General features: G+C 59.5%; 19 protein-coding genes, 1 tRNA gene and 2 pseudogenes. 18 read left to right on the top strand and 4 right to left on the bottom strand.

What is annotated here, in order from left to right; genetic code table 11:
* Nucleotides 1-535: 535 nt before the first annotated feature.
* Nucleotides 536-611 (bottom strand) — tRNA-Thr (locus G5358_RS12040).
* 89 nt (nucleotides 612-700) lie between these two features.
* Nucleotides 701-1,441, bottom strand: coding sequence for a phosphatase (locus tag G5358_RS12035; protein ID WP_421324146.1), 741 nt, complete (start codon nucleotides 1,439-1,441; stop codon nucleotides 701-703).
* 463 nt (nucleotides 1,442-1,904) lie between these two features.
* Between G5358_RS12035 and G5358_RS12030 the strand changes: the two genes are divergently transcribed.
* From G5358_RS12030 to ruvC, 5 genes are all read left to right on the top strand, one after another.
* Nucleotides 1,905-2,558, top strand: coding sequence for a TetR/AcrR family transcriptional regulator (locus G5358_RS12030; protein WP_005334507.1), 654 nt, complete (start codon nucleotides 1,905-1,907; stop codon nucleotides 2,556-2,558).
* Between the two features lie 48 nt (nucleotides 2,559-2,606).
* Nucleotides 2,607-4,946 carry an acyl-CoA dehydrogenase gene (locus tag G5358_RS12025; RefSeq protein WP_421324145.1) on the top strand — a complete coding sequence of 780 codons (2,340 nt, stop codon included), beginning with the start codon at nucleotides 2,607-2,609 and terminating at the stop codon, nucleotides 4,944-4,946.
* A gap of 166 nt (nucleotides 4,947-5,112) precedes the next feature.
* The gene (locus tag G5358_RS12020; protein ID WP_421324144.1) at nucleotides 5,113-8,175 is read left to right on the top strand and encodes an efflux RND transporter permease subunit; all 3,063 of its coding nucleotides are present in this window, start codon (nucleotides 5,113-5,115) and stop codon (nucleotides 8,173-8,175) included.
* Nucleotides 8,176-8,190: 15 nt separating this feature from the next.
* Complete coding sequence (locus G5358_RS12015) at nucleotides 8,191-9,240, top strand: efflux RND transporter periplasmic adaptor subunit (protein ID WP_421324143.1); 1,050 nt, start codon at nucleotides 8,191-8,193, stop codon at nucleotides 9,238-9,240.
* A 115-nt stretch (nucleotides 9,241-9,355) separates the two neighbouring features.
* Nucleotides 9,356-9,877 (top strand): crossover junction endodeoxyribonuclease RuvC, encoded by a 522-nt coding sequence (gene ruvC, locus G5358_RS12010; protein ID WP_005334512.1) that lies wholly within the window; start codon nucleotides 9,356-9,358, stop codon nucleotides 9,875-9,877.
* Nucleotides 9,878-9,973: 96 nt separating this feature from the next.
* Here the strand turns inward: ruvC and G5358_RS12005 are convergent, their stop codons facing one another.
* Nucleotides 9,974-13,075: a hypothetical protein gene (locus G5358_RS12005; RefSeq protein WP_421324147.1), complete on the bottom strand. Its 3,102-nt coding sequence runs from the start codon at nucleotides 13,073-13,075 to the stop codon at nucleotides 9,974-9,976.
* Between the two features lie 519 nt (nucleotides 13,076-13,594).
* Here G5358_RS12005 and G5358_RS12000 point away from each other — a divergent pair.
* Nucleotides 13,595-14,527 (top strand): LysR family transcriptional regulator, encoded by a 933-nt coding sequence (locus G5358_RS12000; RefSeq protein WP_421318934.1) that lies wholly within the window; start codon nucleotides 13,595-13,597, stop codon nucleotides 14,525-14,527.
* Between the two features lie 77 nt (nucleotides 14,528-14,604).
* Here G5358_RS12000 and G5358_RS11995 read toward each other — a convergent pair.
* Nucleotides 14,605-14,877 (bottom strand): annotated as a pseudogene (locus tag G5358_RS11995) (transcriptional regulator); the annotation flags it as partial.
* 274 nt (nucleotides 14,878-15,151) lie between these two features.
* Between G5358_RS11995 and G5358_RS11990 the strand changes: the two are divergent.
* The 12 genes and pseudogenes from G5358_RS11990 to G5358_RS11935 all read left to right on the top strand — a co-directional run.
* The gene (locus G5358_RS11990) at nucleotides 15,152-15,415 is read left to right on the top strand and encodes a hypothetical protein (RefSeq protein WP_216951772.1); all 264 of its coding nucleotides are present in this window, start codon (nucleotides 15,152-15,154) and stop codon (nucleotides 15,413-15,415) included.
* A gap of 65 nt (nucleotides 15,416-15,480) precedes the next feature.
* Nucleotides 15,481-15,579, top strand: a pseudogene (locus G5358_RS11985) (GNAT family N-acetyltransferase); the annotation flags it as partial.
* 31 nt (nucleotides 15,580-15,610) lie between these two features.
* The gene (locus G5358_RS11980; protein ID WP_421324142.1) at nucleotides 15,611-16,126 is read left to right on the top strand and encodes an AAA family ATPase; all 516 of its coding nucleotides are present in this window, start codon (nucleotides 15,611-15,613) and stop codon (nucleotides 16,124-16,126) included.
* Between the two features lie 11 nt (nucleotides 16,127-16,137).
* Entirely contained in the window at nucleotides 16,138-16,914 is a 777-nt protein-coding gene (locus G5358_RS11975) for a phosphotransferase family protein (protein WP_421324141.1), read from the top strand.
* A 535-nt stretch (nucleotides 16,915-17,449) separates the two neighbouring features.
* Nucleotides 17,450-19,360 (top strand): fructose-specific PTS transporter subunit EIIC, encoded by a 1,911-nt coding sequence (locus tag G5358_RS11970; protein WP_421324140.1) that lies wholly within the window; start codon nucleotides 17,450-17,452, stop codon nucleotides 19,358-19,360.
* Nucleotides 19,361-19,967: 607 nt separating this feature from the next.
* Nucleotides 19,968-21,374, top strand: coding sequence for a hexose-6-phosphate:phosphate antiporter (uhpT, locus tag G5358_RS11965; RefSeq protein WP_421324139.1), 1,407 nt, complete (start codon nucleotides 19,968-19,970; stop codon nucleotides 21,372-21,374).
* Between the two features lie 219 nt (nucleotides 21,375-21,593).
* Nucleotides 21,594-21,899, top strand: a complete 306-nt coding sequence (locus G5358_RS11960; protein WP_113740754.1) for a PTS fructose transporter subunit IIB — start codon at nucleotides 21,594-21,596, stop codon at nucleotides 21,897-21,899.
* A complete protein-coding gene (locus G5358_RS11955) occupies nucleotides 21,899-22,666 on the top strand; it encodes a PTS sugar transporter subunit IIA (RefSeq protein WP_421324138.1) in 768 nt (255 codons plus the stop codon). The genes G5358_RS11960 and G5358_RS11955 overlap by 1 nt, the downstream gene beginning before the upstream one ends.
* Before the next feature lie 104 nt (nucleotides 22,667-22,770).
* On the top strand, nucleotides 22,771-23,685 hold the full coding sequence (gene rluE, locus G5358_RS11950) for a 23S rRNA pseudouridine(2457) synthase RluE (protein ID WP_421324137.1): 915 nt from the start codon (nucleotides 22,771-22,773) through the stop codon (nucleotides 23,683-23,685).
* A complete protein-coding gene (locus G5358_RS11945; RefSeq protein WP_021229916.1) occupies nucleotides 23,685-24,176 on the top strand; it encodes an NUDIX hydrolase in 492 nt (163 codons plus the stop codon). Before rluE ends, G5358_RS11945 begins: the two co-directional genes overlap by 1 nt.
* A 157-nt stretch (nucleotides 24,177-24,333) precedes the next feature.
* Nucleotides 24,334-25,440 (top strand): tRNA 2-thiouridine(34) synthase MnmA, encoded by a 1,107-nt coding sequence (gene mnmA / locus G5358_RS11940; protein ID WP_005353619.1) that lies wholly within the window; start codon nucleotides 24,334-24,336, stop codon nucleotides 25,438-25,440.
* A 23-nt stretch (nucleotides 25,441-25,463) separates the two neighbouring features.
* A partial coding sequence (locus G5358_RS11935) for a DUF489 family protein (RefSeq protein WP_421324136.1) occupies nucleotides 25,464-25,834 on the top strand: 371 nt, incomplete at its 3' end.

The raw sequence follows: 25,834 nt of genomic DNA, 5'->3' as shown, positions 1-25,834 counted from the left end.
TCTTGTCATTGAACACCTCAGGTCATGGTGGCGACTGTACCACCTAAAATGGTGTCCGGGATGATTAGACCACTACACCCTTATGCGCTCGATACTCCCACTATTCCTACTATGAAGCCGTGAAAGATGAAGTAATCCGGTGATAGAGAAGAGGTACTTTACCCCTCACGCCTCTCAAGACATGCAGCCCCCATCTGATTACTATCCCCTATAGCCAGTATGCTCATGGGGTTGTATTGACTCTTGCAGAGGGGGCCATTTGTCATATTTTCTGTGAGATTTTTTCAAGCCTCATTGCATATATAAGAAGACCTCCCTTACCCCCTGCTCCCCTCCATGCAATTTTCCCCCATAATCGAACAGACCTATCCTATCCCCCCTCGATTCTTTTATTTTCCTCTGGTGTTCTCTCTTGCGTACAAGACAAGTTAGCCGCCCGTCATGGGCAGCCTATACACTGTGAAGTGTTGGGCATGGTGTTGGGCAAATGCGCTAAAGAGCTAGCTTTACCAAGAAGCCAACCCTTTGTTTTATATGGTGCCGATAAGGGGAATCGAACTCCTGACCTTCGCATTACGAATGCGCTGCTCTACCAACTGAGCTATACCGGCTTGTTGCTCTCCACATTCATAAAAAATGACCGGCAAGTCAATTGAGCCAACTCGATTTTATGAGTTGGCTCATGGTGTTAGAGCCCGATTTACAGATCGGCAAACTCGGGGATATGGGCGCGGCCGCGACTCTCGAGGAAATCGAGCAGGGCGCGGGGGGAACGCACCAAGACCCGCTCCAGCGGGAAGCCCGCTTCGGTCACCAGACGGTGGCAGTGGTCAAAATCGCCGAGGCTGAAAGCGACGTGGGAATCGGAGCCGAAGGTGAGGTAGGCCCCCAGATCTCGCGCGGCTTCGACGATGGCGCGGCAGTTGCCTTCGCTACCCGGGCGCGAGTGAATGAAGGAGGAGTTGTTGATCTCCAGCGCCACCCGATAGTCCGCAGCCGCCTTGACCACCGCCTGAATGTCGATGGGAAATGCGGGGTTACCCGGGTGGCTGATCATGTCGACCCGACCGCTCTTGATGGCGTTGATCATCGCCTGGGTGTGGGTAGCCTGATCGCAGGGAGGGAATACCTGCTCATGAAAACCCGCCATGATCATGTCGAGGCGCGACTCATAGCGCTCGGGAAAATCGATCTCCCCCTCCAGGTTTTTGATGTTGGCCTCGATACCCCGCAGGATCCCTACCCCATCCACCACTCTTGGCAATATCGGCAAGTTGGCAAAGTGCCAGACATGAGGGGCATCGGCCATCTCGGGGCCATGATCCGTGGTGGCGAACAGCTTGATCCCCTTGGCCCTGGCTATCGGCAGATAGTCGTAGATGGTACTGTAGGCATGGGTGCTGGCAATGGTGTGAGTGTGGGTATCGACCGGGTACTTCATCTTCTCTCCCCTCATATTTTGAAGGGGCAGCATAACAAAGTAGGGGGAATTGGGCCACGCCAGTGCTTGCCACACTTTGTCACAAAATACCGCGAAGCTGACATAGTCTGAGGGGCTCTGGCTGGCATACTGCCTCCGTCGATACATGCCTGAACTCGCATCGACAGTTTGCCGTCAGGATGACGCGAACTCACTTTCCCCACCGTCGCGCCCTGCGGCGGTTTTTTTTTGCCTGCAAACCGGTAACAAACGCGCAAAAAAAAAGCCCAACTAACATGGAGCAGGTTGGGCGAGACTTAATGTTTAATTGCAGTGGCATAGATATAGAGTCCTGCTTTTTGACTAAGTTCCGCCCACTTTGCTTTTTTCATCGAAAAACATTCCGCTAACACCCATTCACATTCTCTTGACACTTCACGTTATGAAACGTACTTTTTAAACATTCGTTTAAGTGAGGTGTCCAGTGAGTAAAATCGATACCAAAAACCGTATTCTCGACGCCGCTGAAGTGCTGTTTGCCGAGCGGGGATTCGCCGATACCTCTTTGCGTCTGATCACCAGCGAGGCCGACGTTAATCTGGCGTCGGTGAACTATCACTTCGGCTCCAAGAAGGAGCTGATCCAGGCGGTGCTCGACCGCTATCTGAGCCTGTTTATGCCCGATCTTGATGCTCGCCTGCGGGTACTGATGGAGCAAGAGCAGCTGACCCTGCTGCAACTGTTTGAAAGTTTTGTAGAGCCACTGATGAAACTCTCGGCGGTGCGAGCCAACGGCCCGGCCATCTTTATGCAGCTGCTGGGGCGCGGCTATATCGACAGCCAGGGCCACCTGCGCCGCTTTATCACCGCCCACTATGGCCCCATTTTGCAGCGGATCACCCAGGCCATCTCCAAGGCCAATCCGGCCCTGTCGCCCGCGGATCTCTTCTGGCGCCTGCACTTCACCCTGGGCACCGTCGTATTCACCATGGCCTCTGCCGATGCCCTGCGCGACATCGCCCTGGCCGACTTTGGCCAGCAGCTCGATGTGGAAGGGCTGGTGCGCAACGTTATTCCTTATCTGGCGTCCGGAGTCGGGGCGCCCGTGGAGTCGACCAGGCTCTCCCTGGCCGTGTAACAACCAACTATAAATCAACGGAAACAGTGAAATAGAAGGAACTTCGGTATGATCACATTGCTTGTCCTGCTGGTGCTGGCGATAGCCGTTGTGCTCGGCGTACCCTCCATCCGTAAAAAGGTGGTAACCCGTCCGGTGTTCGGCATCTTCAAAAAGATACTGCCGCCCTTGTCAGCTACCGAGCGGGAGGCCATGGAAGCCGGCTCCGTCTGGTGGGATGGCGAGTTGTTTCGCGGCAACCCCGACTGGAAAAAACTGCACGGCTACGGCAAGGCCGAGCTGACCGCAGAGGAGCAGGCCTTTATCGACAATCAGGTCGAAACCCTGCTCGCCATGGTTGATGACTTCAAGATCGTCAACGAAACCAAAGACCTGCCGGAGCCGGTGTGGGACTATCTGAAGAAGGAAGGCTTCTTCTCCCTGATCATTCCGAAATCCTATGGCGGCCGCGAATTCTCGGCGATTGCCAACTCCACCATCGTCACCCGCATTGCCACCAAGAGCCTGAGCGTGGCGGTCACCGTCATGGTGCCGAACTCCCTCGGCCCGGGTGAGCTGCTGATGCACTACGGCACCCAGGCCCAGAAAGATTTCTGGCTACCGGGGCTAGCCAACGGCAAGGAAGTGCCCTGCTTCGCCCTGACCGGGCCGGAGGCGGGCTCCGATGCAGGTGCCATTCCTGACAAGGGAATCGTCTGCAAAGGGATGCACAAGGGTGAAGAGGTGCTGGGTATTCGCCTCAACTGGAACAAGCGCTACATCACCCTGGCTCCGCGCGCTACCGTGCTGGGGCTGGCGTTCAAACTCTATGACCCGGAAAAGCTGCTGGGTGACAAGGAAGAGCTCGGCATCACCTGCGCGCTTATCCCCACCAGCCACCCGGGTGTGCGCGTTGGCGATCGCCACTACCCCATGGGTCTGGCGTTCATGAACGGTCCGACCTTCGGTAAGGATGTGTTCATTCCGCTCGACTGGATCATCGGCGGCCCGGATTACGCCGGTCGCGGCTGGCGTATGCTGGTGGAGTGCCTCTCCGCCGGTCGCGGCATCTCGCTGCCTGCTCTGGGCACCGCTTGCGGTCACATGGCGAGCCGCACCGTGGGCGCCTACTCCTATGTGCGCAAGCAGTTCGGCATGTCCATCGGCAAGTTTGAAGGGGTGCAGGAAGCGCTGGCCCGTATCGGCGGCCTCACCTATCAGCTGGAAGGGGCCCGTCGTATGACCGCCGGTTCCCTGGACCTGGGTCAGGCACCGGCCATCGTTACCGCGATTTCCAAGTACCACATGACCGAGATGGCGCGCCAGATCATGGATGACTCCATGGACATCCACGCCGGTCGAGCCATCCAGCTCGGCCCGAAAAACTACACCGGCTACGCCTACATGGGGATTCCGGTCGCCATCACGGTGGAAGGGGCCAACATCCTGACCCGCAACCTGATGATCTTCGGGCAAGGGGCCACCCGCTGCCACCCGTACGTCTTTGCCGAGCTGGAAGCGGCGGCTGATACCGACGTGGAGCGCGGTCTCGAGAAGTTTGACACCCTGCTGATGAAACACATCGCCTTTGGCGCCGGCAACTTCTTCGGTTCCCTGTTCCAGGGGTTGACCCTGGGTCAATTCAACAGCGCGCCGGTGGCCGGCGAAACCGCCCGTTACTACAAGCAGTTGTCTCGCATGAGTAAAGGACTGGCACTGTGCGCCGACGTATCCATGCTGATGCTGGGTGGAGATCTCAAGCGCAAGGAGATGATCTCCGCCCGTCTGGGTGACGTGCTGAGCCACCTCTATCTGGCCTCCGCCACCCTCAAGCACTACGAGGATCAGGGCCGTATGGTCTCCGATCTGCCGTTCGTGCAGTACGCGGTGGAGCGCAACCTCTACCTGATTGGCAAGGCGTTCGAGGGCTTCTTCCAGAACTTCCCGAACAAGGTGGTGGGTGCCGTACTCAAGCGCGTGGTGTTCCCGTTTGGCGTGGGTTACAAGATGCCGGCCGACGATCGCTGCCACGCCATCTGTCTGGCCATGATGAAACCGGGCGAGTTCCGCGACCGTCTGACCGCCCTCTGCTACGTCGGCAAGGACGAGGCGGACCCGGTCGGTCTGATGGAGCGCGCCTTCCAGGCCATGGTCGCCGTGCAGCCCTACGAGAAGAAACTGGTGCAGGCCCAGAAAGAGGGCAAACTGCCCCGCAAACTGGCCCTGCCGGAGCTGGTTGCCGCTGCGCTGGCCGGTTCCATCCTGAGCAAGGACGAGGCAGACAAGCTGCTGGCCGCCGATGCCCTGCGCTACGAAGCGATCCAGGTAGACAACTTCGCTCCGGGCGAGCTGGAAGGCTTCTCCCAGCAACCAAGCAAGCAGCCAAACAAGGTCGAGCACGCCGCCTGATCCCTTGGCAAACCAGTACCAAACCGGCCCTCGTGGCCGGTTTTTTGTTTGTTAACCATGCATTTACAAGCTAGGAGAATTCCAGTTAAATGCTTGAGTCCCTGTTGCAGGGGCTTTGGAAGCAAGGCCAGCGGAATGGCCGATAACAACAACTCAGGAAGAGTGAATGAACCTCGCCAAAACGGCGATCGAACGCCCCATCTGGGTGGCGGTCTCGATCGTGCTTATTTTCCTGCTGGGCCTGCTCAGTATCCGGGGACTGCCGATCCAGCTGTTCCCCGACATCGACCGTCCACACCTCAACATCTCGGTGAGCTGGCGTTCAGCCTCGCCCCAGGAGATGGAGTCGGAGATCACCGACCCCATCGAACAGGAGATGCAGGGGGTGCAAGGGCTCAAGAGCCTTGTCAGCAACAGCTATCCCGGCTTTACCGAAATCGACATGGAGTTTGCCCTCGGCACCGACATGCAACGGGCCCAACTCGACGTGATTTCGCGACTGAACCGGGTCTCGGGATTGCCGGACAAGATTGGCGGCCCCTACGTCAACAACTACAGCAGCAACGATACCCTCACCTTTTTCTTCATCCAGCAGCTGCCCGGTGCCAAGGGGGTGATCGATGATCATCAGGCGTTGATCGAGGCGCGGGTCAAACCCGAGCTGGAGCGCATCGAAGGGGTCTCGACGGTCGCAGTCGAGGGGATCAACGAGCGCCAGATCCAGATCCGCTTCGACCCCTACCGCGCCGCCGAGCTGGGAGTGGAGATCCCGGTACTGGCCAGCCGCGCCACCACCGGCTGGGACGTGTCGGCCGGTACCCTCGACATCGGTCGCTGGGAGTACAAGCTGCGCTTCGCCGGTCGTTACGATGTCCAGACGCTGGGGGACAAGGTGGTGGACTGGCGCAATGGCCTACCCATCTATCTGCGGGATGTTGCGGAAGTAAGGGTGGCCCGGGAAGAGAACCCGGTGCTGCGGATCCAGAACGGCAATACCGCCATCGCCGCCCAGATCTTCAAGGAGAGCGGCGCCAATGCTCTGGCCTCCCTTGAGGCGATCAAGGCTCGGGTGAACGAGCTCAACCGCGAGGTGCTGGAGCCGGTCGGGCTGCACATGGAGCAGTCATTCGATGCCTCCCTCTATATCAATCGCGCCGTCAGCATGGTCACTGCCAACCTGGGGCTCGGGGTGCTGCTCTCCTGCGCCATCCTCTGGCTCTTCCTGCGTCAGCTCAAGGCGACCCTGATGATTGCCCTCGCCATCCCCATCAGTATCATGCTCACCTTCTGCCTGCTCAAGGTGATGGATCGCACCCTCAACATCATCTCGCTGGCGGGCATCGCCTTTGCCGTCGGCATGGTGCTCGACGCCGCCATCGTGGTGCTGGAGAGTATCTACCGGTGCCACGAGCGGGGGGATTTGAGCAAGGCGGAGGCGGCGCTCGAAGGTACCCGTCAGGTGTGGACGGCGCTGGTGGCATCCACCCTCACCACGGTCGCCATCTTCCTGCCGGTGCTGCTGCTCAACGATGTGGAGGGCCAACTGTTTGCCGATCTGGCGCTCACCATCGCCTGCGCCGTGACGGTCTCCATGCTGGTCGCCGTCATCGTGCTGCCTGCGGTGGCGGCGCGCTGGATGGGACATGAAACGCTGACCGACCCCTATGCGTCACTGTGGCAGCGCACCACCCGTCACGTGATCCGCTGGACCTCGACCTCACGCCAGCGCTGGACGGTCATCACCCTGATGATGAGTCTGCCGGTACTGGCCACCTGGGCGCTGCTGCCCAAGATGGACTATCTGCCAGACGTAAAACGGGACGCGGTGGATGTCTGGATGAACTTCACCCCCGGGGTCAACCTCAAGGCCCAGCGCGAAGAGGTGATCGATACCCTGATCGCCCGCCTCGCCCCCTACATGAAGGGGGAGAAAGAGCCTGCCCTCAAGAACTACTACATCTTGCGCTACCCGGGGGGCGCCCAGATTGGCGTGCGCCCCAAAGACGAAAACCGCATCAAGGAGCTGGAGAGCCTGTTGATGAAACAGCTGCTGGTGGGTATTCCCGACACCAGGGTGTTCGGCGGTCAGGGGTCGCTGTTTGGCGGCTTTGACAGCGAGAACGGCGTCTCCCTGCTGCTGCAGGGGGGTAACCTGCCCGAGCTCTATCAGGCGGCCCGTGCCAGCATGGGGATCCTCAGCAAGGACCTGCCGGGAGCACAGATCCGGCCCGAACCGAGTCTCGACTTCACCGCCCCCGAGCTCAAACTGGTGCCGCAAGATCGGCGCCTCGCCGAAGTGGGCTGGGATCGCACGCCCCTGCCCACCATCATCCAGACCTTTGGCGACGGCTTGCGGGTTGGCGAGTATTTCGACGGCGAAGATCGGCTCGACATCATGCTGATGGGGCAGAGCTCCGCCAATCCGGATGAACTGAAGGCAGTACCGCTGGCCACCCCCTCCGGGCGCATCGTCCCCCTTGGCGAACTGCTGCGGGTAGAGCACGACATGGGCCCGGCCAGTATCTTCCGGGCCGATGGGCGGCGCAGCATCAGCCTGCAGATAGCGCCTCCGGCGGGCATGACCATGGAGCAGGTGCTCGACACCCTGAAAAACCGCAGTTTTGCCGCCATCCGCCCCCTGCTGCCCGCTGGTGGCGAGCTGCGCATTGCCGGCAACGCCGACAGCCTGCAACAGGCGCTCGACAATCTGGGGACCATCTTCCTGTTCGCCGTGGTGATCCTGCTGGTGCTGCTGTGGGGAGTGTTTGCCTCCCTCAAGGATGCGCTGCTGGTGCTGCTCACCCTGCCCCTTGCCTCGGTTGGCGGCGTACTGGCACTGCAACTGAGCGGGCTGCTGGTGCCGCTGCCGATGGATCTGCTCACCATCATCGGCTTTGTCATCCTGCTGGGACTGGTGGTCAACAACGCCATCCTGTTGGTGCATCAGACCCGCACCGCCGAGCGGGACGGTATGAGCCGTCAGCTGGCGGTGGCCGATGCCCTGCAAAGCCGGATGCGCCCCATCGCCATGACCAGCCTCACCAGCATCTTCGGCATGCTGCCGCTGATGCTGAGCCCGAGCGAAGGGAGCGAAATTTACCGCGGGCTAGCCACCGTCATTGTCGGCGGCATGAGCTGCAGCACCCTGTTTACCCTGATCCTGTTGCCTGCCTTCCTGCGTCTCGGGGAGCAGGTGGCGATCCCACAACCCCTGCGCCAGCGGGCCTGAGCAAGGAGCTCATCGATGACACATATGATTACCCGAATGTTGGCTGGCGCTGTGCTGATTGCAGGCAGTGCGCTACCGGTATTGGCCGATCAGGGCAAGATGGTCACCCTGGCGGATGTGACCCAAGGGGAAGCGGCCGCCAATATCTGGGTCAGCGGCACGGTGGCGAGTCGCCAGCAGGCGGCGCTCAGCGCCGAAGTGAGCGGCCGGGTGGAGTGGATCGCCGAATTTGGCAGCCGGGTCAAAAAAGGGGACGAGCTGCTGCGCCTCGACAGCGCGGCATTGCGCCTCTCGCTGGAGCAGGCTCGCGCCGAGCAGGCGAAATGGCAGAGCAACTTGCGCTTCGCCCGCGCCGAATCCCAGCGAATCACCCGGCTACACCAGCAAAAGAGCGCCTCCCAAAGCCAGTACGACAAGGCCAGTTATGATGTGGAGCAGGCCGCGCTGGCCGAGCGGCTGGCCGCCATACAGGTGAACCAGATTGAAGAACAGCTGCGCCGCAGCCACATCTATGCCCCGTTCGACGGGGTGGTGAACAACCACTTCATCCAGCCCGGCGAGCATGTGGACGCGGGCGAGCAGGCGCTAGAGCTGGTCAACCCGGATCAGCCGGATATCCGCCTGCAGGCCCCCATCCTCTGGGCCCAACAGCTGGCGCCGCAAACCCGGCTGCGGGTGGAGGGGGAGCAGTTGAGCGGTCACGGCGTCTATTACCAGCGAGCCGCCAGCGCCGATCCCAAGTCGCGCCTCATCGAGCTGCGCCTCAAACCGGAAGCGGGCACCTTCATCATCGGCTCGCCGGTACGGGTTGCCCTGCCACTGGGGGATCAGCAGAGCATGCTGCTGCCCAGGGACGCTCTGGTGCTCGGCACCGATGGCAGCGTGGTCTATCAGGTGGCGCGAAGCGGCAAGGCGCTCAAGGTAAATCGGGTGCCGGTCACCGTGCTGTTTGGCGACAGCCAGCAAGTTGCGGTGAGCGGCGCCCTCAAGCAGGGGGATCGGGTGGTGGTGCGTGGTGCCGGCAGCCTGCAGGATGGCGACACCATAGCGCTGTTCAAGGGCTAACCAGGCCCGACGCAAGCTGGCCAATCTTTGCCCGCTTGACCCGGGACATACAGCCAAACGGGCCACAGTTTGCTATCTTGGCGGCCATCACTCGCGTTTAGAGCAATCAACACCCATGAGCATTATTTTGGGCATCGATCCGGGTTCGCGGATCACCGGATACGGGGTTATCCGGGTCGTGGGCGGCAAGGCCGAATACTTGGGCTCTGGCTGCATCCGCACCGATTGCGGCGAGCTGCCGGAGCGCCTCAAGCAGGTTTATGACGGGGTATGCGAGATCATCACCCAGTTCAAACCCACCGAATTTGCCATCGAGCGGGTCTTTATGGCCCGCAACGCCGACTCGGCCCTGAAACTGGGGCAGGCCCGGGGCAGCGCCATCGTCGCCGCGGTCAACGCCTATCTGCCGGTGAGCGAATACTCTGCTACCCAGATCAAGCAGGCAGTGGTCGGCACTGGCGGTGCCGCCAAGGAGCAGGTGCAGCATATGGTGACCCATCTGCTGAAACTCTCCGCCACCCCGCAGGCGGATGCGGCGGATGCCCTCGGCGTCGCGCTCTGCCACCTGCACACCCGCCAGAGCCTGATCAAGATGGCCGGCCGCGCCAGCAGCTCGGTACGTGGCCGCTATCGCTGAGCCCCTGCCCACCCAGACGACTCGTCTCGGTATCACCAAATAAAAAACCGCCCCGGACCTCCGGGGCGGTTTTGCTTGGCCGTTTTGTTTGGCTACCTAGCGAGCCGAGACGGTGATGCTGGCGAGATCGATCAGATTGACCGCCCCCTTTTGACCGCCTGCATCGTTGTAGGTGTCGTTCGCCTTCAGGTAACTCATGTTGTAAAAATCGCTCACCCGAATGTCATACTCTCCGGCGGGCAGATCCACCACGAACGGCGTCGAGTCACGCAACGGTTTGAGGTCGCCCTCTTTCATCACATGAGGCATCTGCACCATGCCGCTGGCGACAACCTTGCCACCACTAAGCACCGAGATCCGTTTCACCCCGTTGGTCACCCCCAGATTGATGGCATGCTGGGCATTGCTGTATTGCAAACGAATAGTACGCTTGCCATCCAGCTTGACCCCCTGCACCAGCAGGCTGTCGTCGGGGCGGCCCCAATCCTTGAGGTAAGGGACGGGAATGGCCCCATCGGCGGCGCTCACACTGCCGGTATGGGAGACGTTGGCCGCATCGATGGCGATATGTTGCAGCGCAGGCTGATAGCAAACCGGCTTGGCATGATGGGAGCGGTTGCCGGACTCCGGATAGACCGCCTCGGCACTGTAGCAATAGGCCTGGCCCGGCTGTAGCACCATGTCGTCGACCCAGCTGGTCGCACGATCCAGCCCGGAGGCCACCTGCTTGCCATCCCGATAGATGTTGTAGCTGAGCGCCCCCTTGTTGACACTATCCTGCAGTGCAACAACCAGCTTGCCACTCTGCTCGCTAACCCCGAGCAGGGTCGGCTCGGTCGGTGCAAACACCTGCCGGTTCTCGACATCCAGCGGCGCCACATCCTTGATCAGGCGGATCCCCTGATCATCAGCCACGGCGGCACCGAGCGTCACCTCAATCCGGTTGCCAGGGGCCAGCATATTTTCACTTATCTGCTCCCCCACCGGAACGCCATTGAGCGTCACGCTCTGCACCGGATAGTAACTGCCCTCCCCGCCCAGCTCCGGCAGTTGCAGCACTATGTCAATCTGCTTGCCACGATAGTTCAATCCCTTGAGTGCAGCCTCGGGCTTGGCCCCCATCAGCTTGTGCAAGTGAGCGGTGACAAACGGCTTGATCCGGATCCCCCCCTCTTCCACCTTGTAGCCGAAGGTGGTGTCGGTCACCATGCCAAGGTAGCCCCCGACAGACCAGAGCTGGCGCTGGGAGTTGATCACCGGTCCCGTCAAATCGGGATGGGTCAGATCCATCAGGGAGGGCTGGCCGGAGAGCCACTCGAGGTTCTCCATGTTGGATAGGTTCAGCGCGGCACCGCGCATCAGGGAGTCGATATGGTGATCGACCACGGCAACGTTCTGCACCATGGCCGCCGCCTTCAGCCCGTAGGCGGAGACAAAGGGCCAAATGGCGCGGTTATGGTAAACCGGCATATCGGGTTGCTGCGGGAAGTAGACCGGCGCGCCATAAGGGCCCATGGGATAGCGACTGATGATCTCTTTGGCCTGCGCCTCATCGGCAACACCGGCCAGAATGGCGAGGGATTCTCCCAGCAGATCGAACTTGTAGGCTGGGCTCTGATCGGTACTGGTGTTGATCAGGCTGGCATACATCTTCTCGTCCGCCAGCCAGAAAGCACGATTGATCGCCAGCTTCAGATCCCCCGCCCACTGGTTATAGCGGATCGCCAGCTCATCGTGCCCCAGCTCGCCCGCCACCCGCGCGGCCAGCAGCAACCCCTGATAGTGGGTCACGTTGGTGGAGAGAGATTTGCTGATGCCGATGTGGGCGATATCGGCGGTGATCCACTTGGCATAGGTCTGATCGCGCCAATCGAGGAAGGATTGCTCGCCGACATAGAGACCATCTGCGTTATCGAAGGCGGCCAGACGATCACTCTCTATGGTGTTGCTCAGTCCTTCAAACACCTCGGGCAAGAACGCACTGCGCTCGGCATCAGGCAGGGCGGCCAGCACCCGCTCGGCCCCCAGGGCCCAGCTCATGCGGTCGGTACTGATGGGCCAGCTGCCCCCGGTACCGGTATCCTGAATGATCTGGCGTCCTTGCGGGATCAAGCTGTCCAGATCGCTTGTCAGCTCGGCTCTGAAATCAGAGAGCTTGAAGCGCAGGGAGTTGCGCGCACGCATGGGATCAAGCGCCCCCAGCCCCAGATCGGTGGCGTAGGAGAGATCCCGCGTCCATACGTAATGCCACTTGGCGCCGGTTTCAAAACAGTCGCACGGGATCGCCTGCCCCCCGTTGTAACTGCCATCCTTGACCTGAGCCACGCTGTTCTGGCGCATCTCGTGAGCGGCCAGTGCAAACAGGGCATCAAATACCATGTTGCCGGAGCGCAAGCGGGGCAGATCGGACAGCTCCTGATAGGTGGTAAAGTTCTCGCCCGGATCACGCAACTCCTGAGTGGTCGACTGCGTATAGCTGCGATACTCATCACTGGCCTGCTTGACCGAGAAGGTGGCCGTTTCCGTCACCCCGGGTTTATAGGTCTCATACTCGCGCTTCTCGATCAGCTCATGCCCTTCATGGGGATTGATCATGCCAAGGTCTCCCTCTCCGGCGACGCTAACCTGCAACAGGGGGGCATTCTCATCCTGGCTGGCATCCAGCAGGAACTTGTAATACCCCTCCTGCTCTACCCGCACTGTTGCCAGCTGGCACTGAGCATCGCAGCGCTGCATCTTGACCAGGTTGTTCAATGAAATGGCACCATTGAGCCCAAACCCGATCCCCTCCTGCGCGGAGGTAATCTTTATCTTGTGCTCACCCGTCGTCAGCTTGGCCACCATCACATACTGCTTGTCCCCCTGATAGATCATCTGCAGCACGGGCGCCAGATTGCCATCAATCCCTTTCAGGTAGAGACTCTCGCTGTAATTGGGATCATCACGCACCATGGAGAACTCGATGGCCGGAGCAGCCAGATCGTCATTGGTCACCTTGACCTGAATGTCGAGCAGCCCCTTTTCCGTCACCACCAGACGGTTGTTCTGCCCGTTGTTCTGGTAGTACATGGGGTAGACCTGACCGGGGAAGATGCTGGTCTCCTTGCGGGAGTCCGCAGAAAAATCGGGATATTTGGTCCACTCGGGGCCGGCCACTTTGAAGGGGGACATTCCAGAGTTCATCTTAAGGTTGTCCAAACGATAGACGCCCTCCTTGAAGGTCAGTTTGAACTTCTCCTCACGACCCCAGCCACTGAATTCACCGACCAGATAGAGATCAAAATTCCAGGGTGCTTTCACCTCGGGTTTGACCCCGTTATCGTTACCGCTGGATGCGCTGTCGTTACAACCGGACAAAAGAACCCCGCCGCAGCATAACGCCACGGATAAAGCCAATGGACGAATTTTCATATATTCCCTTCGTTACTTTTTTGTTTTGTTATTGATACAGCATTGAGTAAAACTGTTTTTGTCAGTTTACGTGGTCAGCATTCGCCAGAAAAATAGACCATGTCACCATCGACATAGATAACATCTATAACCAGATGAAATTACGTGATCCCCAGCACCAAACCGGCTATCAGGCGGTAAAAATGAATTGAAAACAACGTGAAGGGAGCCACATAAAATAGCCTGTCAGCGAAGAGGATTATTTGACAGCCCATGGTGATTACACTAGCTTGGCGCACCACCCGCCCATGACCGGACGCCATATTCGTGGACAAGCATCTAAGACAATTTATTGCAGTAGCCACCCACAAAAATGTCAGTCTGGCCGCCAGGCAAATGGGACTCAGCCAGCCGACGCTGACACACAACATGAAAAAACTTGAGGAGAGTCTGGGCACGACCTTGCTGGTCAGACATGCCAGCGGCGTAACGCTCACCGCCGCCGGAGAGCTGCTGCTGGAGCAGGCGCGCGTAATGCAGCGGATCTACGATGATACCCTCAGGCAACTGGCCAGCCTGCACGAGCGAGCCGCGCGGCCACTAAACGTGGGCACCGGACATGCGTGGTGGCAACCGGTATTGCAACCTGTCACCGCCCGTTATCAGCAAGCCAATCCATCCTGCGCCATCAACATTGAAGTCGGCAACCATCTGCGCCTGCTCGATCTGCTGTTGGGCAATCATATCGATCTGTTTCTCGGACATGAGATTCACGGGCTGGCCAAAAATTACAGCCTGATATTTATTCCGCTTTTTATTTCTCACGATGGGGTATTTGTCAGAGCGGGTCATCCCCTCACAGGGAAAATATGCAGCAAGCAGGATCTGGTTTATTATCCCAGCCTGCTGGTGACCCCAGATGAGGATAAATATCTTCATCTGGTCGAGGACTTGGCGCGCAAAAAACAGGAGCGCGCCGCCATGAAACTGAATGATAAAATCATTTATAGCAGCAACTCCTTGCTCACTAGCATTGATATTATCAATAGCAGCAATGCTGTCATGCCATATCCGGTGAGCATGGCCAGTTATTTTTCCAGATTCGGCATCGGCACGCTGCAAATGAGCGAAGAGTACAACAAGGGGACGATCGGAATTTATATTCCCCGCGAGAAGATTGATGATCCTCACATTCAGATGTTGTGTCAGGACATTCAGGCTCAGGTCGCTTGCAATAGCCCCTTAATTGCCACCTTCTGAACCAGCGGCAACCGGGCCCTTCATCAAGGTCACGGGCTGGATGAATCAACAGCTCATCCAGCCAGATGTACCAATCCTTACACCAGCTCCCCCAGCGCGCCGATCAGGGCGTCGAGTCCTTGATCGACCTTTGAACGCGGGCAGCCGACGTTGAGGCGGATATAACCTGTGCCTTCCGGGCCGTAGGTGTCGCCGCGCATGATGGCGACCCGGTATTTCTCCACCAGCAAGGCTTGCAGCGCATCCATCCGTTCGGTGGTGTCGATGCCAAGGCCGTTCAAATCAATCCTGGCGAGATAGGTTCCCTCGGGCACCCGATAGTCGATGGCGGGGAAAGCCGCGTTGAGCCGCTGCAGATAGGCGGCCCGTGGAATCGGTCGTCAGACGGCAAGGCGGCTGCTGACCCAGATGCAGCAACCCGAGCTCGCCCCACCCGCCATATCATCACCACTCACCAGCAAACCGCAAAAGCGGGCATCGACCAGAGGCACACGACTGCGGCGCGCGGGCAAATAACAAAGAGGGGGCGCAAAATGTGAGCCTGCTCACTGCGCTGGCAAGGAGAGATTGAGAGCCAAGTGGAGAGGGATATGATGGGCGTCCACTCTCTTCACGAGCCTCTTTATGAGCAACCCGCACGACCAGAACCCACCGAGTGAAATCCATCGCTGTGACAAATGTGGCGAGCGTACCCGCCATATCGTGGTGCTGGTCGCCCGCGATCATAGCCAGGACATCATGCCCAAGGATCCGCGCAAAGCCTTCTGGCAAGCCTTTACTTCCAGCAGCATTACCAACTGGGCGTTTGGCGAAACGCTGGCTTACCAGGCCACCCATGTAAAGCACCTGATCTGCGAGCGCTGCGGCGAGAAGTTTCTGGAATATTGAGTGACCATCAGGCCCAGAGGACGGCGCACCACGGACCGTCAGAGCGGGATAAAAGAGAAATAAAGATGACGTTTGTCGAGACGAACACCGACCAACTGCCGCTAGCGCTGCTGCTGGAGGCCGATCCCGCAGAGCTGCGCATTGCCCCCTACTTTCCAGCCTCCAGATATCTGTTCCAGAAAAGAGCGCTCATAGATGAAACGAATTCTGATTATTGGCAACTCTGGATCGGGCAAGAGCTGGTTGGCAGCTCGATTGGCTGAGGGGTTAACTATCCGCGAGGTCAATCTGGACACCATTGTCTGGCAACCGGGCGGCTTTAACCAAAAACGGCCCCAGCATGAGATTGATCATGCCATTCAAACCCTTGCTCAAGAGCCCTCATGGGTGGTTGAAGGGGTATTTGGTGCCCTGGCCGAGCAACTGATTGATGCCGCCGATACCCTGCTTTTTCTGGATCTCGACTGGTCAGTATGCCGTGATTCACTGCTATCGCGCGGATCACAAAGTGCCAGGCAACGGGATGCCGTAGCAGCCGAAGAGAGCTTTCAACAACTGCTGGTGTGGGCATCGGAATATGGGCAGCGAACCAGCAAAAGCGCCCGCCAATTCCATCACGAGCTGTTTGCTCGATTCCCAAACGACAAGCACCGTTTCACGACTCGGGCAGAGGTAAATAGCTATCTCACGCACCTGACCACTCATAGCTAACGGGGTAGAGGATGACGCAACAGGAGCTGGCGAAAATGGGGGGCGCTTCGGTAAATATCCAGCTGCTGGATGGCAAGCCCTGTATCAGAAAAAGCGGCGCATCGCCTGTCGAGCGCCATTTCTACCAACGCGCCGCACTGCATTTGAGCGGGCTCAATACTCCTGCCCTGCTCAAGGTCGAAGGGGAGACCCTGTTCCTTGAGCAGATCCCTCATCCGGTCACGCTCACGCAGCTGCACCACAACGAACAGACCTTTGCTCAGCTGGCCAGCCTGCATAACGCCAACTATCAGCCCGACTTTGCGGTGAAAACTCACGGCTGGTCGCTCGTCGACACCAACGAGGCGCTCTCTGTACTCTGCCTGCCGGAAGCGGTAAACGAGAAGATCCGCCATATCCAGCAACTTGGTCACGAACTATTCGAGGAGTCATACCTGATTTCGGGAGATAGCAACGAGGGAAACTGGGGCACCCGCGACAATGGTGAGCTGGTGTTGTTTGACTGGGAGCGATTTGGTTATGGTAGTCCGGCCATCGATCTGGCCCCGCTGGTGCCGCGGATGGGTTCGCTGGCTGAATATGAAACCATCATTGAACGCTATCTGCGCCACAGTTCGCTGCTCTCTGGCGACCGGTTGCTCCGCCATCTCGTCATGGCCAAGTGCTGGCTGATTATTGAGGTCACCAATCTGCTGACCAGAAGAGAGAAGCCGCAGGCACAGCAATATCTGGAGTGGTATCGGCAACAAGTTCCCAACTGGCTGGGGTCGGTGGCGCATATGGTGTAATCCGCAGGTTCGAATAGCGCAGCGTATTCGAACGTTCGTGTTATCACCTCTCTCTTTTCGGCCATCCCTCTCTTGCCACCACACTTTCTTCCCAAACAACGCCCCTCTGCGCTCGCCCAGCCAATGCGATTGGCCTCAGCCATCAGGCGCATAAAAATCCTAATCCGCCCGACGAAATGGCGACTTTTTGTGAGAAGGGTCACATCTGATAACGCCTTAAAACCACATATAAATCCAGACCCTGCTGGTGATTAATTTATTGACATGACGCATTACAAACCTGGCTACGAGACCAACCACAATCCATTTATTTGTTTTTAAAGACAAAATTAGCAATAACCTGAAAATGGTGAGTCCTGCCTGAAAACGGGATCTTCATCACATCGCGTTTTAGTGCGCACAAAAATCCAGTGATTAGCACATTTGTCCGATAGGGATGGGGCGAGCGAGCCACGATAATGAACAGGTCATTTTTATCCAGTACGTCGATACGTACTCACGCATAGCTTCCGTCACCGGAAGCGGGGAGAGCGCCATGATCACCACCTTGATCAATGAACATCTGATCAATCTCGATTTGAAAGCGACGCGTAAGGAAGAGGTCTTCACCGAGATGGCCCGCCTGCTGGCGTCGCAAGGCAAGGTCAGCGACGAGCAGGCCTTTATCAAGGATCTGTGGGCCCGCGAAGAGCTGGGCAACACCGGCTTTGAAGAGGGCGTGGCCCTGCCCCACGCCAAGAGTGCAGCGGTATGCAACCCGGCGGTCGCCATCGGCATCAGCCGCAACGGCATCGACTACGGCGCCGAAGATGGCAAGCCGTCCCATATTTTCTTTATGATCGCCTCCCCCGATGGCGGCGCCAACCACCATATCGAGGTGCTGGCCGAGCTCTCCGGCAAGCTGATCGAAGAGGGCTTTATCGCCAAGCTGCTGGCGGCGAAAGCTCCGGCCGATGCGCTGGCGCTGCTGCAGGCCAAGAAAGAGGAGCAGAGCGCGGCCCCTACCACCAGCAAAGGCTTTATCATCGGTGTCACCGGCTGCCCGGCCGGTATCGCCCATACCTATCTGGCAGCCGAGTCGCTGGAGCGCGCCGCCAAGGAGCTGGGTTATGAGGTGAAGGTGGAGACCAACGGCTCCATCGGCGTCAAGAACAGCCCGACTGCGGACGAGATCGCCCGCGCCAGCGCCATCGTGGTCGCCTGTGACAAGCAGGTGGACATGGCCCGCTTCGCTGGCAAGCCGCTCATCAAAACCGGCGTAAAAGCCCCCATCAAGGATGGCAAGGGTCTGATTGAGCAGGCCCTGAAAGCCCCCGCCTATGTGGCTGACAAGGATGAGAAGAAGGGTGACGAGAAGCGCGCCAGCGGCGGCAGCTCGGATCTCTACCGCTACCTGATGAACGGCGTATCGCACATGATCCCGTTTGTAGTGACCGGTGGTCTGCTGATCGCCCTGTCACTGGCCATCGGCGGCAACCCGACCCCGAGCGGCATGCAGATCCCCGAAGGGAGCATGTGGAACCAGATCCTCAACGTGGGCGTGGCCGCCTTCACCCTGATGATCCCCATTCTCGCGGGCTATATCGCCTACGCCATCGGTGATCGTCCGGCGCTGGCACCGGGCTTTATCGGCGGCTGGATCGCCAACAACGGCAGCTTCTACGGCGCGGATGCCGGTACCGGCTTTATCGGTGCCATCATTGCGGGCCTCCTGGTCGGTTATCTGGTGCGCTGGATTGCCACTCGCCAGTACCACAAGATGGTGCAACCGCTGGTGCCGATCCTGATCGCCCCCATCGTCGGCTCCCTGTTTATCGCTGCGGTATTCATCTTCATCATCGGCGCCCCGATTGCCGACATGATGACTGGCCTCAACGCCATGCTGCTCTCCATGAGCGGTGGCAGTCTGGTGCTGCTGGGTATCGTGCTGGGTGGTATGGCCGGCTTTGATATGGGTGGCCCGGTCAACAAGGTGGCTTTCCTCTTCTCCGTCGGCATGATCGCCTCCGGCCAGACCCAGTTTATGGGCGCCATGGCTTGCGCCATCCCGGCTGCGCCCCTTGGCATGTCGCTGGCGACCGTGCTCGGTCGCAAGCTCGGTATCTTCGATGCTTCTGAAATCGAAGCGGGCAAAGCTGCCGGCGCCATGGGTCTGGTGGGTATCTCCGAAGGGGCGATTCCGTTCGCCGCCCGTGACCCGCTGGCCGTTATCCCGGCCAACATTCTGGGCAGCATGACCGCCGCTGTGATGGCCTTCCTGTTTGGCATCACCAACAGCGTTGCCCACGGTGGCCCCATCGTGGCCCTGCTGGGTGCCGTCAACAAGCCGCTGCTGGCCCTGCTCTGCATGATCTGCGGTGCCATCGTCACCGGCGTGGTGGCGGTTACCCTGAAAAAACTGCGGGTCAAAAAGAGTGATGAGGTAACTCTGGCCAAGGCGGCCTGAGTGCCCCCTCGCCATCGCGGCTCGTAAAACATGACAAGAGGCCACCCCACGGGGTGGCCTCTTGTTTTTGGGATGGCTGACGGGCCTTTCCCCAATATCGCCACCTGAGAATTGGTGGTCAATCAGCCCTCTCCCTTCACTTTTCCCTTAACTTCTCCCCTTACCTTTCCCTGGCTACCTTCTGGCCAATCCATCCCACCTCCCCATCCCAGCCAAGCCCAGCCCAGCCCAGCCCAGCACTCGCACAAAGCGCCAAACTGGCTGAAATGGCAGCAATCCGGCATCAGCGGTGTGATGTTTCTCACGCTTTGTCCGCGAAAGCGCAAAAACTAGGAAAATTTCCTAGCCCCACTAGGGATGGCTCTCAAGCCATTTTTTGCCCCTCTTATTAGAGTCACCTCACCTGATGTCGTGACCCGCACCGCGACGGGCAATGTGCCCCGTCATCCCGTGCCGGGCCCGGGTTTATATGGATGGAGCGTCGAGCGCTGCAACGGCTGACAGCCCCGATGTTCCGTTCCCCCTTCCGTGGCGTGACCTCGAACAACCTATCTACAAATGAAGGGCGCGGCGGAAATACCGTCTATCTCGCAGAGGATGAACGAAGATGTTGAAATTGCTCCAACAGGTCCGGGTCCCCACCCTGGACCTGCCGGTCGAAGCCCGGCGCAAGCTCTGGTTCAAGCCGTTTATGCAATCTTATCTGGTTGTATTTATTGGCTATTTGACCATGTATCTGATCCGCAAGAACTTCAACATTGCGCAGAATGACATGATCCAGGAGTACGGTCTCTCCATGACCGAGCTTGGCATGATCGGCCTTGGCTTCTCCATCACCTACGGGGTGGGCAAGACCATCGTCTCCTACTATGCCGACGGCAAGAACACCAAGCAGTTCCTGCCGCTGATGCTGATCCTCTCCGCGCTCTGCATGCTGGGCTTCAGTGCCAGCATGGGCGGCACCGGTTTCAGCCTCTACTTCATGATCTTCTTCTATGCCCTGAGCGGTTTCTTCCAGAGCTGTGGTGGCTCGTGCAGCTACTCCACCATCACCAAGTGGACCCCTCGCAACAAGCGCGGCACCTATCTGGGCATGTGGAACCTCTCCCACAACGTGGGCGGTGCTGGTGCGGCCGGTGTGGCGCTGTTCGGTGCCAACTACCTGTTCGATGGCAACGTGCTCGGCATGTTTATCTTCCCCTCCATCATCGCGCTGATCGTCGGCTTTATCGGCCTGCGCTTTGGTAGCGATTCGCCGGAAGCCTATGGCCTGGGCAAGGTGGAAGAGCTGTTTGACGAAGTGGCGAGCGAAGAGGATATCGCTACCGAGGAGCAGCAGCTGACCAAGTGGCAGATCTTCGTGAAGTACGTGCTGCTCAACAAGGTGATCTGGCTGCTCTGCTTTGCCAACATCTTCCTCTACGTAGTGCGTATCGGTATCGACCAATGGTCTACCGTCTATGCCCACCAGGAGCTGGGCTTCTCCAAAGACGTGGCTATTCAGGGCTTTACCTTCTTCGAAGTGGGCGCTCTGGTCGGCACCCTGATGTGGGGTTACCTCTCCGATCTGGCCAATGGCCGTCGTGGTCTGGTTGCCTGCGTGGCGCTGGCGCTGATCATCGCCACCCTGGGTCTCTACCAGCATGCGACCACCCAGTCTATGTTCCTGGGCTCCCTGTTCACCCTGGGCTTCCTGGTGTTTGGTCCGCAACTGCTGATCGGCGTCGCCGCCGTGGGCTTCGTGCCCAAGCAGGGCATCAGCGTGGCCGATGGCGTCAAGGGCACCTTTGCTTACCTGATTGGTGACAGCTTCGCCAAACTGGGTCTGGGCATGATCGCCGATGGCACCCCCATCTTCGGTCTGACCGGCTGGACCGGCACCTTCGCGGCGCTGGATATCGCAGCCGCCGCCTGTCTGGTGCTGATGGGTTGTGTCGCGGTCGCCGAGGAGCGCAAGATCCGCCGCATCAAGCGCGAACTGAAAGCCGCCGAGCTGGCTGCCCAGACCGCCTGATAGCCATAACAACAGACGCAGATTGTTCAGGGCCACCCACAGGGGTGGCCCTTGTTGTTTGGAGCAACCAGACACCCGACTGGCCCGGCATGAGCTTGCACTGCCGTTCAAGGGACGGGCATATCCCCATCAAGATCCCACTTTTCATATGGACTTTTGGTAAAAGCCCCCCGCTGGCGCTATCTTGTTGCTCCCCCTTGTCAGCATCACAGAGAGCAGATGAAGATCGTCGCCGTCACCGCTTGCCCGACCGGTATCGCCCATACCTATATGGCTGCCGATGCCCTGCAAAAAGCCGCCACTGGGCTGGGACTCAAGATCAAGGTCGAGACTCAGGGCGCCATGGGCATGGAAAACATGCTGACCGCCCGCGATATTGCCAGCGCCGACCTGGTGCTGATTGCCTCCGATATCGAGATTGAGCAGAAAGAGCGCTTCCTCGGCTGCCCCATCCATCAGGTGACACTGGAAACCGTGCTGCTGGATGCCAACGCCGTACTCAAGGCCCTGCCGATCCCGGCCTGATGCTGACCCGCGAAATCACCTTCTACTGCCAGCAGGGGTTGAGCATCACCCAGGCCAAGCAGTTGAACCGGCTGGCGGGGATGTTCAAATCCACCATCCGCTGCGCCAACCTCACCCGGCGCCAGACCGTTGCCGCCAGCAACCAGCTATCCCTGTTGACCCTCGCCACCCAACCCGGCGATCTCTGCCAGTTGCAGATCGAAGGGTGCGATGCCGAGCTCGCCCACATGGCCTTCACCTGCTGGTGCGGGGAACTGGGTCAACCGCTGGTGCGCCCGCACACCGCCGCGCTGGCGGAGTTGCGACTGGTCAACGCTCTGCCCGACTACCATTTTGCCTTGCGCCAGCTGGCCCACAGCCCCGAACCGCTGACCAAAGCCGAGGCCCTCGAGCATCTGATCGATCTGTTGCCCGCCGAGCTGATCACCGACCGCGCCACACTGACCGCCGCGGTGGAGCGGCGCGAACAGGTCTCGGCCACCATCATCCGCCCCGGCCTTGCCATGCCTCATGTATTGAGCGAAGGGATCAGCCAGCCAACGCTGGCCCTGCTTAGCTGCAAGGAGCCCATCGAGTGGGGCTCTCAAATCGGGCCGGTGCAGACCATTATTCTGCTGGCGGTGCCGGTTGGTAGCGGACGGGAGACCCTGCGCCCCCTCACCCGACTGGCGCAGGCGATGATCGACGATGTGGTCAGCCACGCTCTGTTGCAGGCAGGCTCTGCCCCCGCCCGTCAGGCTATCGTCATCGAGAGCCTGCTGAGCTAGGCGAATTGGCTCTGGGCGCTGCTTGCTGTGACGCCAGCCATTCATCCTGCCCTCAGCACCCTGTGGTACACTCGCTGCCATCGTCTGTCTGAAGTGTGTATCCGATGAAATCTCCCCGCTCCCGTCTCTCTGTCAGCCGCGCGCCGCGCGATAACGCCCCGCGCACGGCGGCCAAACCAGCCGCCCCCCGCCATGCATCTCCCCGCAAACCGGAGCTTGCCCCCGAGGAGCGCAAATTGCTCCTGCTGAACAAGCCCTATATGGTGCTCTGCCAGTTCACCGACGAGGCGGGCCGCGAGACCCTCAAGGATTACATCAAAGAGCCCGGCATCTATGCCGCAGGGCGGCTTGATCGCGACAGCGAGGGGCTGCTGCTGCTCACCAACGATGGCAAGCTGCAGGCGCGCCTCACCCAGCCTGGGGAGAAGACCCCCAAGACCTACTGGGTGCAGGTGGAAGGCATCCCGAGCGAGGAGAAACTGGCCGCCCTGCGCGCCGGGGTGGAGCTCAATGACGGCATGACCCTGCCCGCCGGGGCGCGTATCATGGATGAACCTGCGGTGTGGCCGCGTAATCCGCCGATCCGCGAGCGCAAGGAGATTCCCACCCGCTGGCTGGAGATCAAGATCATCGAGGGGCGCAACCGGCAGGTACGGCGGATGACCGCCCATATCGGCCACCCCACCTTGCGCCTTATTCGCTACGCCATCGGTGACTGGACGTTAGATGGTCTGGCCCCTGGCGAGAGCCGTGCCCTGCCCGCCCCAGAGCTGGCGCCGAGCTCCAACAGCCGCCCGCGTCCCTCCTCATCCCGTTCAGGCGCTCATACCGCCAAACCGGCAGGGGAGGCACCACGGCGGCCCAGCCAGCCGAGACGGGACGAGCGCCCCCGCACCACTCACCCAACCGAGCGTTCAACTTCAAACCCGACCAGCGGCAAACCCCGCAGCAGTGGTCGAGGAACGGCACGCAGACCCGCCCGTGCGGGCAATCCCAATAGCAGCGACAAGGAGTCATGATGAGCAATCAGGCAGAGCAATCGGCCACCAGCCACGCCCGCATGGAGGCGCGCCTGACTGTCGCCGCCCTGGTGCAGTGGCAGGGGCGCTTTCTGGTGGTGGAAGAGGAGATAAAAGGCCAGCGCCGTTTCAACCAACCCGCCGGCCATGTGGAGCCGGGGGAAAACCTGCTTGAAGCGGCCTGTCGTGAGCTGAAAGAAGAGACGGGTCTGACCGCCACACCGACCGCCTGGCTTGGTACCTATCTGTTCAAACCGGCCGACAGCGAGGCCACCTATGTGCGCACCGCCATCATCTTCGACCTTGAAAAAGCGCCCGGTCAGCACCATCCAGAGGATCCTGACGGCGATGTGCTGGCTTGCCACTGGCTTACGCTGGAAGAAATAGCGGAATGCAAACCGGCTCTGAGAAGCCCCCTGGTATGGCAGTGCATTCAGGATTATCTGGCGGGGACACGGCTGCCGCTGTCGGCACTCAAGGCCTTTATCTGAGGCCATTTGACACTCTTTTTCGGCAACAAATGCCAACGACAGAAAAACGATTTCCTGCTATCAGGCTCCTGATGGGAACTGCGGCATGGATATGTGACCGGGGGCGCAAAACTCTGGTAGAATACGCCCCGTTTAAACGAACTGGTAACTTCGACTAATGACAGACAACAGCCAAATCAAGGTGATCGTCGGCATGTCCGGCGGCGTGGATTCTTCCGTCTCGGCCTACCTGCTCCAGCAGCAGGGCTATCAGGTCGAAGGCTTGTTCATGAAGAACTGGGAAGAAGACGACACGGACGAGTACTGCTCTGCCGCCCAGGATTTGGCTGATGCCAAGGCCGTCTGCGACAAGCTGGGGATGAAACTCCACACCATCAACTTCGCGGCCGAGTACTGGGACAATGTGTTCGAGCACTTCCTCGAAGAGTACAAGGCGGGGCGCACGCCGAACCCGGATATCCTGTGCAACAAGGAGATCAAGTTCAAGGCGTTCCTCGAATTTGCCGCCGAAGAGCTGGGTGCCACCTACATCGCCACCGGCCACTATGTGCGCCGTGACGACAGCACAGGCCGCCCGCGCCTGCTGCGCGGTCTCGATACCAACAAGGATCAGAGCTACTTCCTCTATACCCTGAGCGAGAAGCAAGTGGGTCAGAGCCTGTTCCCGGTTGGCGATCTGGAGAAGCCCGAGGTGCGCCGCATCGCCGAGCAGCTCGATCTCATCACCGCCAAGAAGAAAGACTCCACCGGCATCTGCTTTATCGGCGAGCGCAAGTTCAAGGACTTCCTGGCCAAGTTCCTGCCCGCCCAGCCCGGTAAAATCGAGACCGTGGATGGCAAGGTGATCGGCGAGCATCAGGGTCTGATGTATCACACCCTGGGCCAACGCAAGGGGCTCGGCATCGGTGGTCGTAAAGATGCCACCGAAGAGGCCTGGTACGTGGTCGACAAAGAGGTCGAGCGCAACGTGCTGGTGGTGGCGCAGGGCGAGCATCCCCGTCTCTACTCCGATGGTTTGATTGCCAGCCAGTTGCACTGGGTGGATCGCACTCCGATCCGCGAGCCGCGTCGCTGCACCGTCAAGACCCGCTACCGCCAGCAGGATATCCCCTGCCTGATCCAGCCCATCGACGACGAGACCATCCGGGTCATCTTCGACGAGAAACAGGCTGCGGTCACCCCGGGCCAATCCGCCGTCTTCTACGACGGGGAAGTGTGTCTAGGCGGCGGCATCATCGAACAACGTTTCAGCCATCCGGTTTGAATCCTTAACAGAAGGCAGCAGACGTGAGCGATAAATTCCAAGACAGAACCATGGCCTTTGCCGGCATCTGCCAGGCCGCGTATCTGGTGCAGAAGGTGGCCCGAGACGGCAGCTGTGACGAGGCGGCCCTGCGCGAGAGCCTCTCCAGCATTCTGGTGACCAACCCGAGCCAGCCGCTCGAGGTGTTCAACAACACCCATCTGGCCATTCGCGACGGCTACCGTGCGCTGGTCGAGCAGCTGGGTGCCGACGGCAGCCAGAAGAATGCCGAGCTGACCCGCTACGTGGTAAGCCTGATTGCACTGGAGCGCAAGCTGGCCAAGCGCAAGGACATTCTCAACATGCTGGGTGAGCGGATCAGCCAGATCGGTCGCCAGCAACAGCACTTCGATCT

Source organism: Aeromonas sp. 604176, from assembly GCF_049170755.1.
Lineage (GTDB): Bacteria > Pseudomonadota > Gammaproteobacteria > Enterobacterales > Aeromonadaceae > Aeromonas > Aeromonas veronii_A.
This window is presented reverse-complemented; position numbering and strand designations above follow the sequence as displayed.

Bases quoted from the DNA above. Each gene is read 5' to 3' on its own strand.
- G5358_RS12035 (WP_421324146.1), bottom strand. From the start codon at position 1,441: ATGAAGTACCCGGTCGATACCCACACTCACACCATTGCCAGCACCCAT.
- G5358_RS12025 (WP_421324145.1), top strand. From the start codon at position 2,607: ATGATCACATTGCTTGTCCTGCTGGTGCTGGCGATAGCCGTTGTGCTC.
- G5358_RS12020 (WP_421324144.1), top strand. From the start codon at position 5,113: ATGAACCTCGCCAAAACGGCGATCGAACGCCCCATCTGGGTGGCGGTC.
- G5358_RS12015 (WP_421324143.1), top strand. From the start codon at position 8,191: ATGACACATATGATTACCCGAATGTTGGCTGGCGCTGTGCTGATTGCA.
- ruvC (WP_005334512.1), top strand. From the start codon at position 9,356: ATGAGCATTATTTTGGGCATCGATCCGGGTTCGCGGATCACCGGATAC.
- G5358_RS11990 (WP_216951772.1), top strand. From the start codon at position 15,152: ATGAGCAACCCGCACGACCAGAACCCACCGAGTGAAATCCATCGCTGT.
- G5358_RS11980 (WP_421324142.1), top strand. From the start codon at position 15,611: ATGAAACGAATTCTGATTATTGGCAACTCTGGATCGGGCAAGAGCTGG.
- G5358_RS11975 (WP_421324141.1), top strand. From the start codon at position 16,138: ATGACGCAACAGGAGCTGGCGAAAATGGGGGGCGCTTCGGTAAATATC.
- G5358_RS11970 (WP_421324140.1), top strand. From the start codon at position 17,450: ATGATCACCACCTTGATCAATGAACATCTGATCAATCTCGATTTGAAA.
- uhpT (WP_421324139.1), top strand. From the start codon at position 19,968: ATGTTGAAATTGCTCCAACAGGTCCGGGTCCCCACCCTGGACCTGCCG.
- G5358_RS11960 (WP_113740754.1), top strand. From the start codon at position 21,594: ATGAAGATCGTCGCCGTCACCGCTTGCCCGACCGGTATCGCCCATACC.
- G5358_RS11955 (WP_421324138.1), top strand. From the start codon at position 21,899: ATGCTGACCCGCGAAATCACCTTCTACTGCCAGCAGGGGTTGAGCATC.
- rluE (WP_421324137.1), top strand. From the start codon at position 22,771: ATGAAATCTCCCCGCTCCCGTCTCTCTGTCAGCCGCGCGCCGCGCGAT.
- G5358_RS11945 (WP_021229916.1), top strand. From the start codon at position 23,685: ATGAGCAATCAGGCAGAGCAATCGGCCACCAGCCACGCCCGCATGGAG.
- mnmA (WP_005353619.1), top strand. From the start codon at position 24,334: ATGACAGACAACAGCCAAATCAAGGTGATCGTCGGCATGTCCGGCGGC.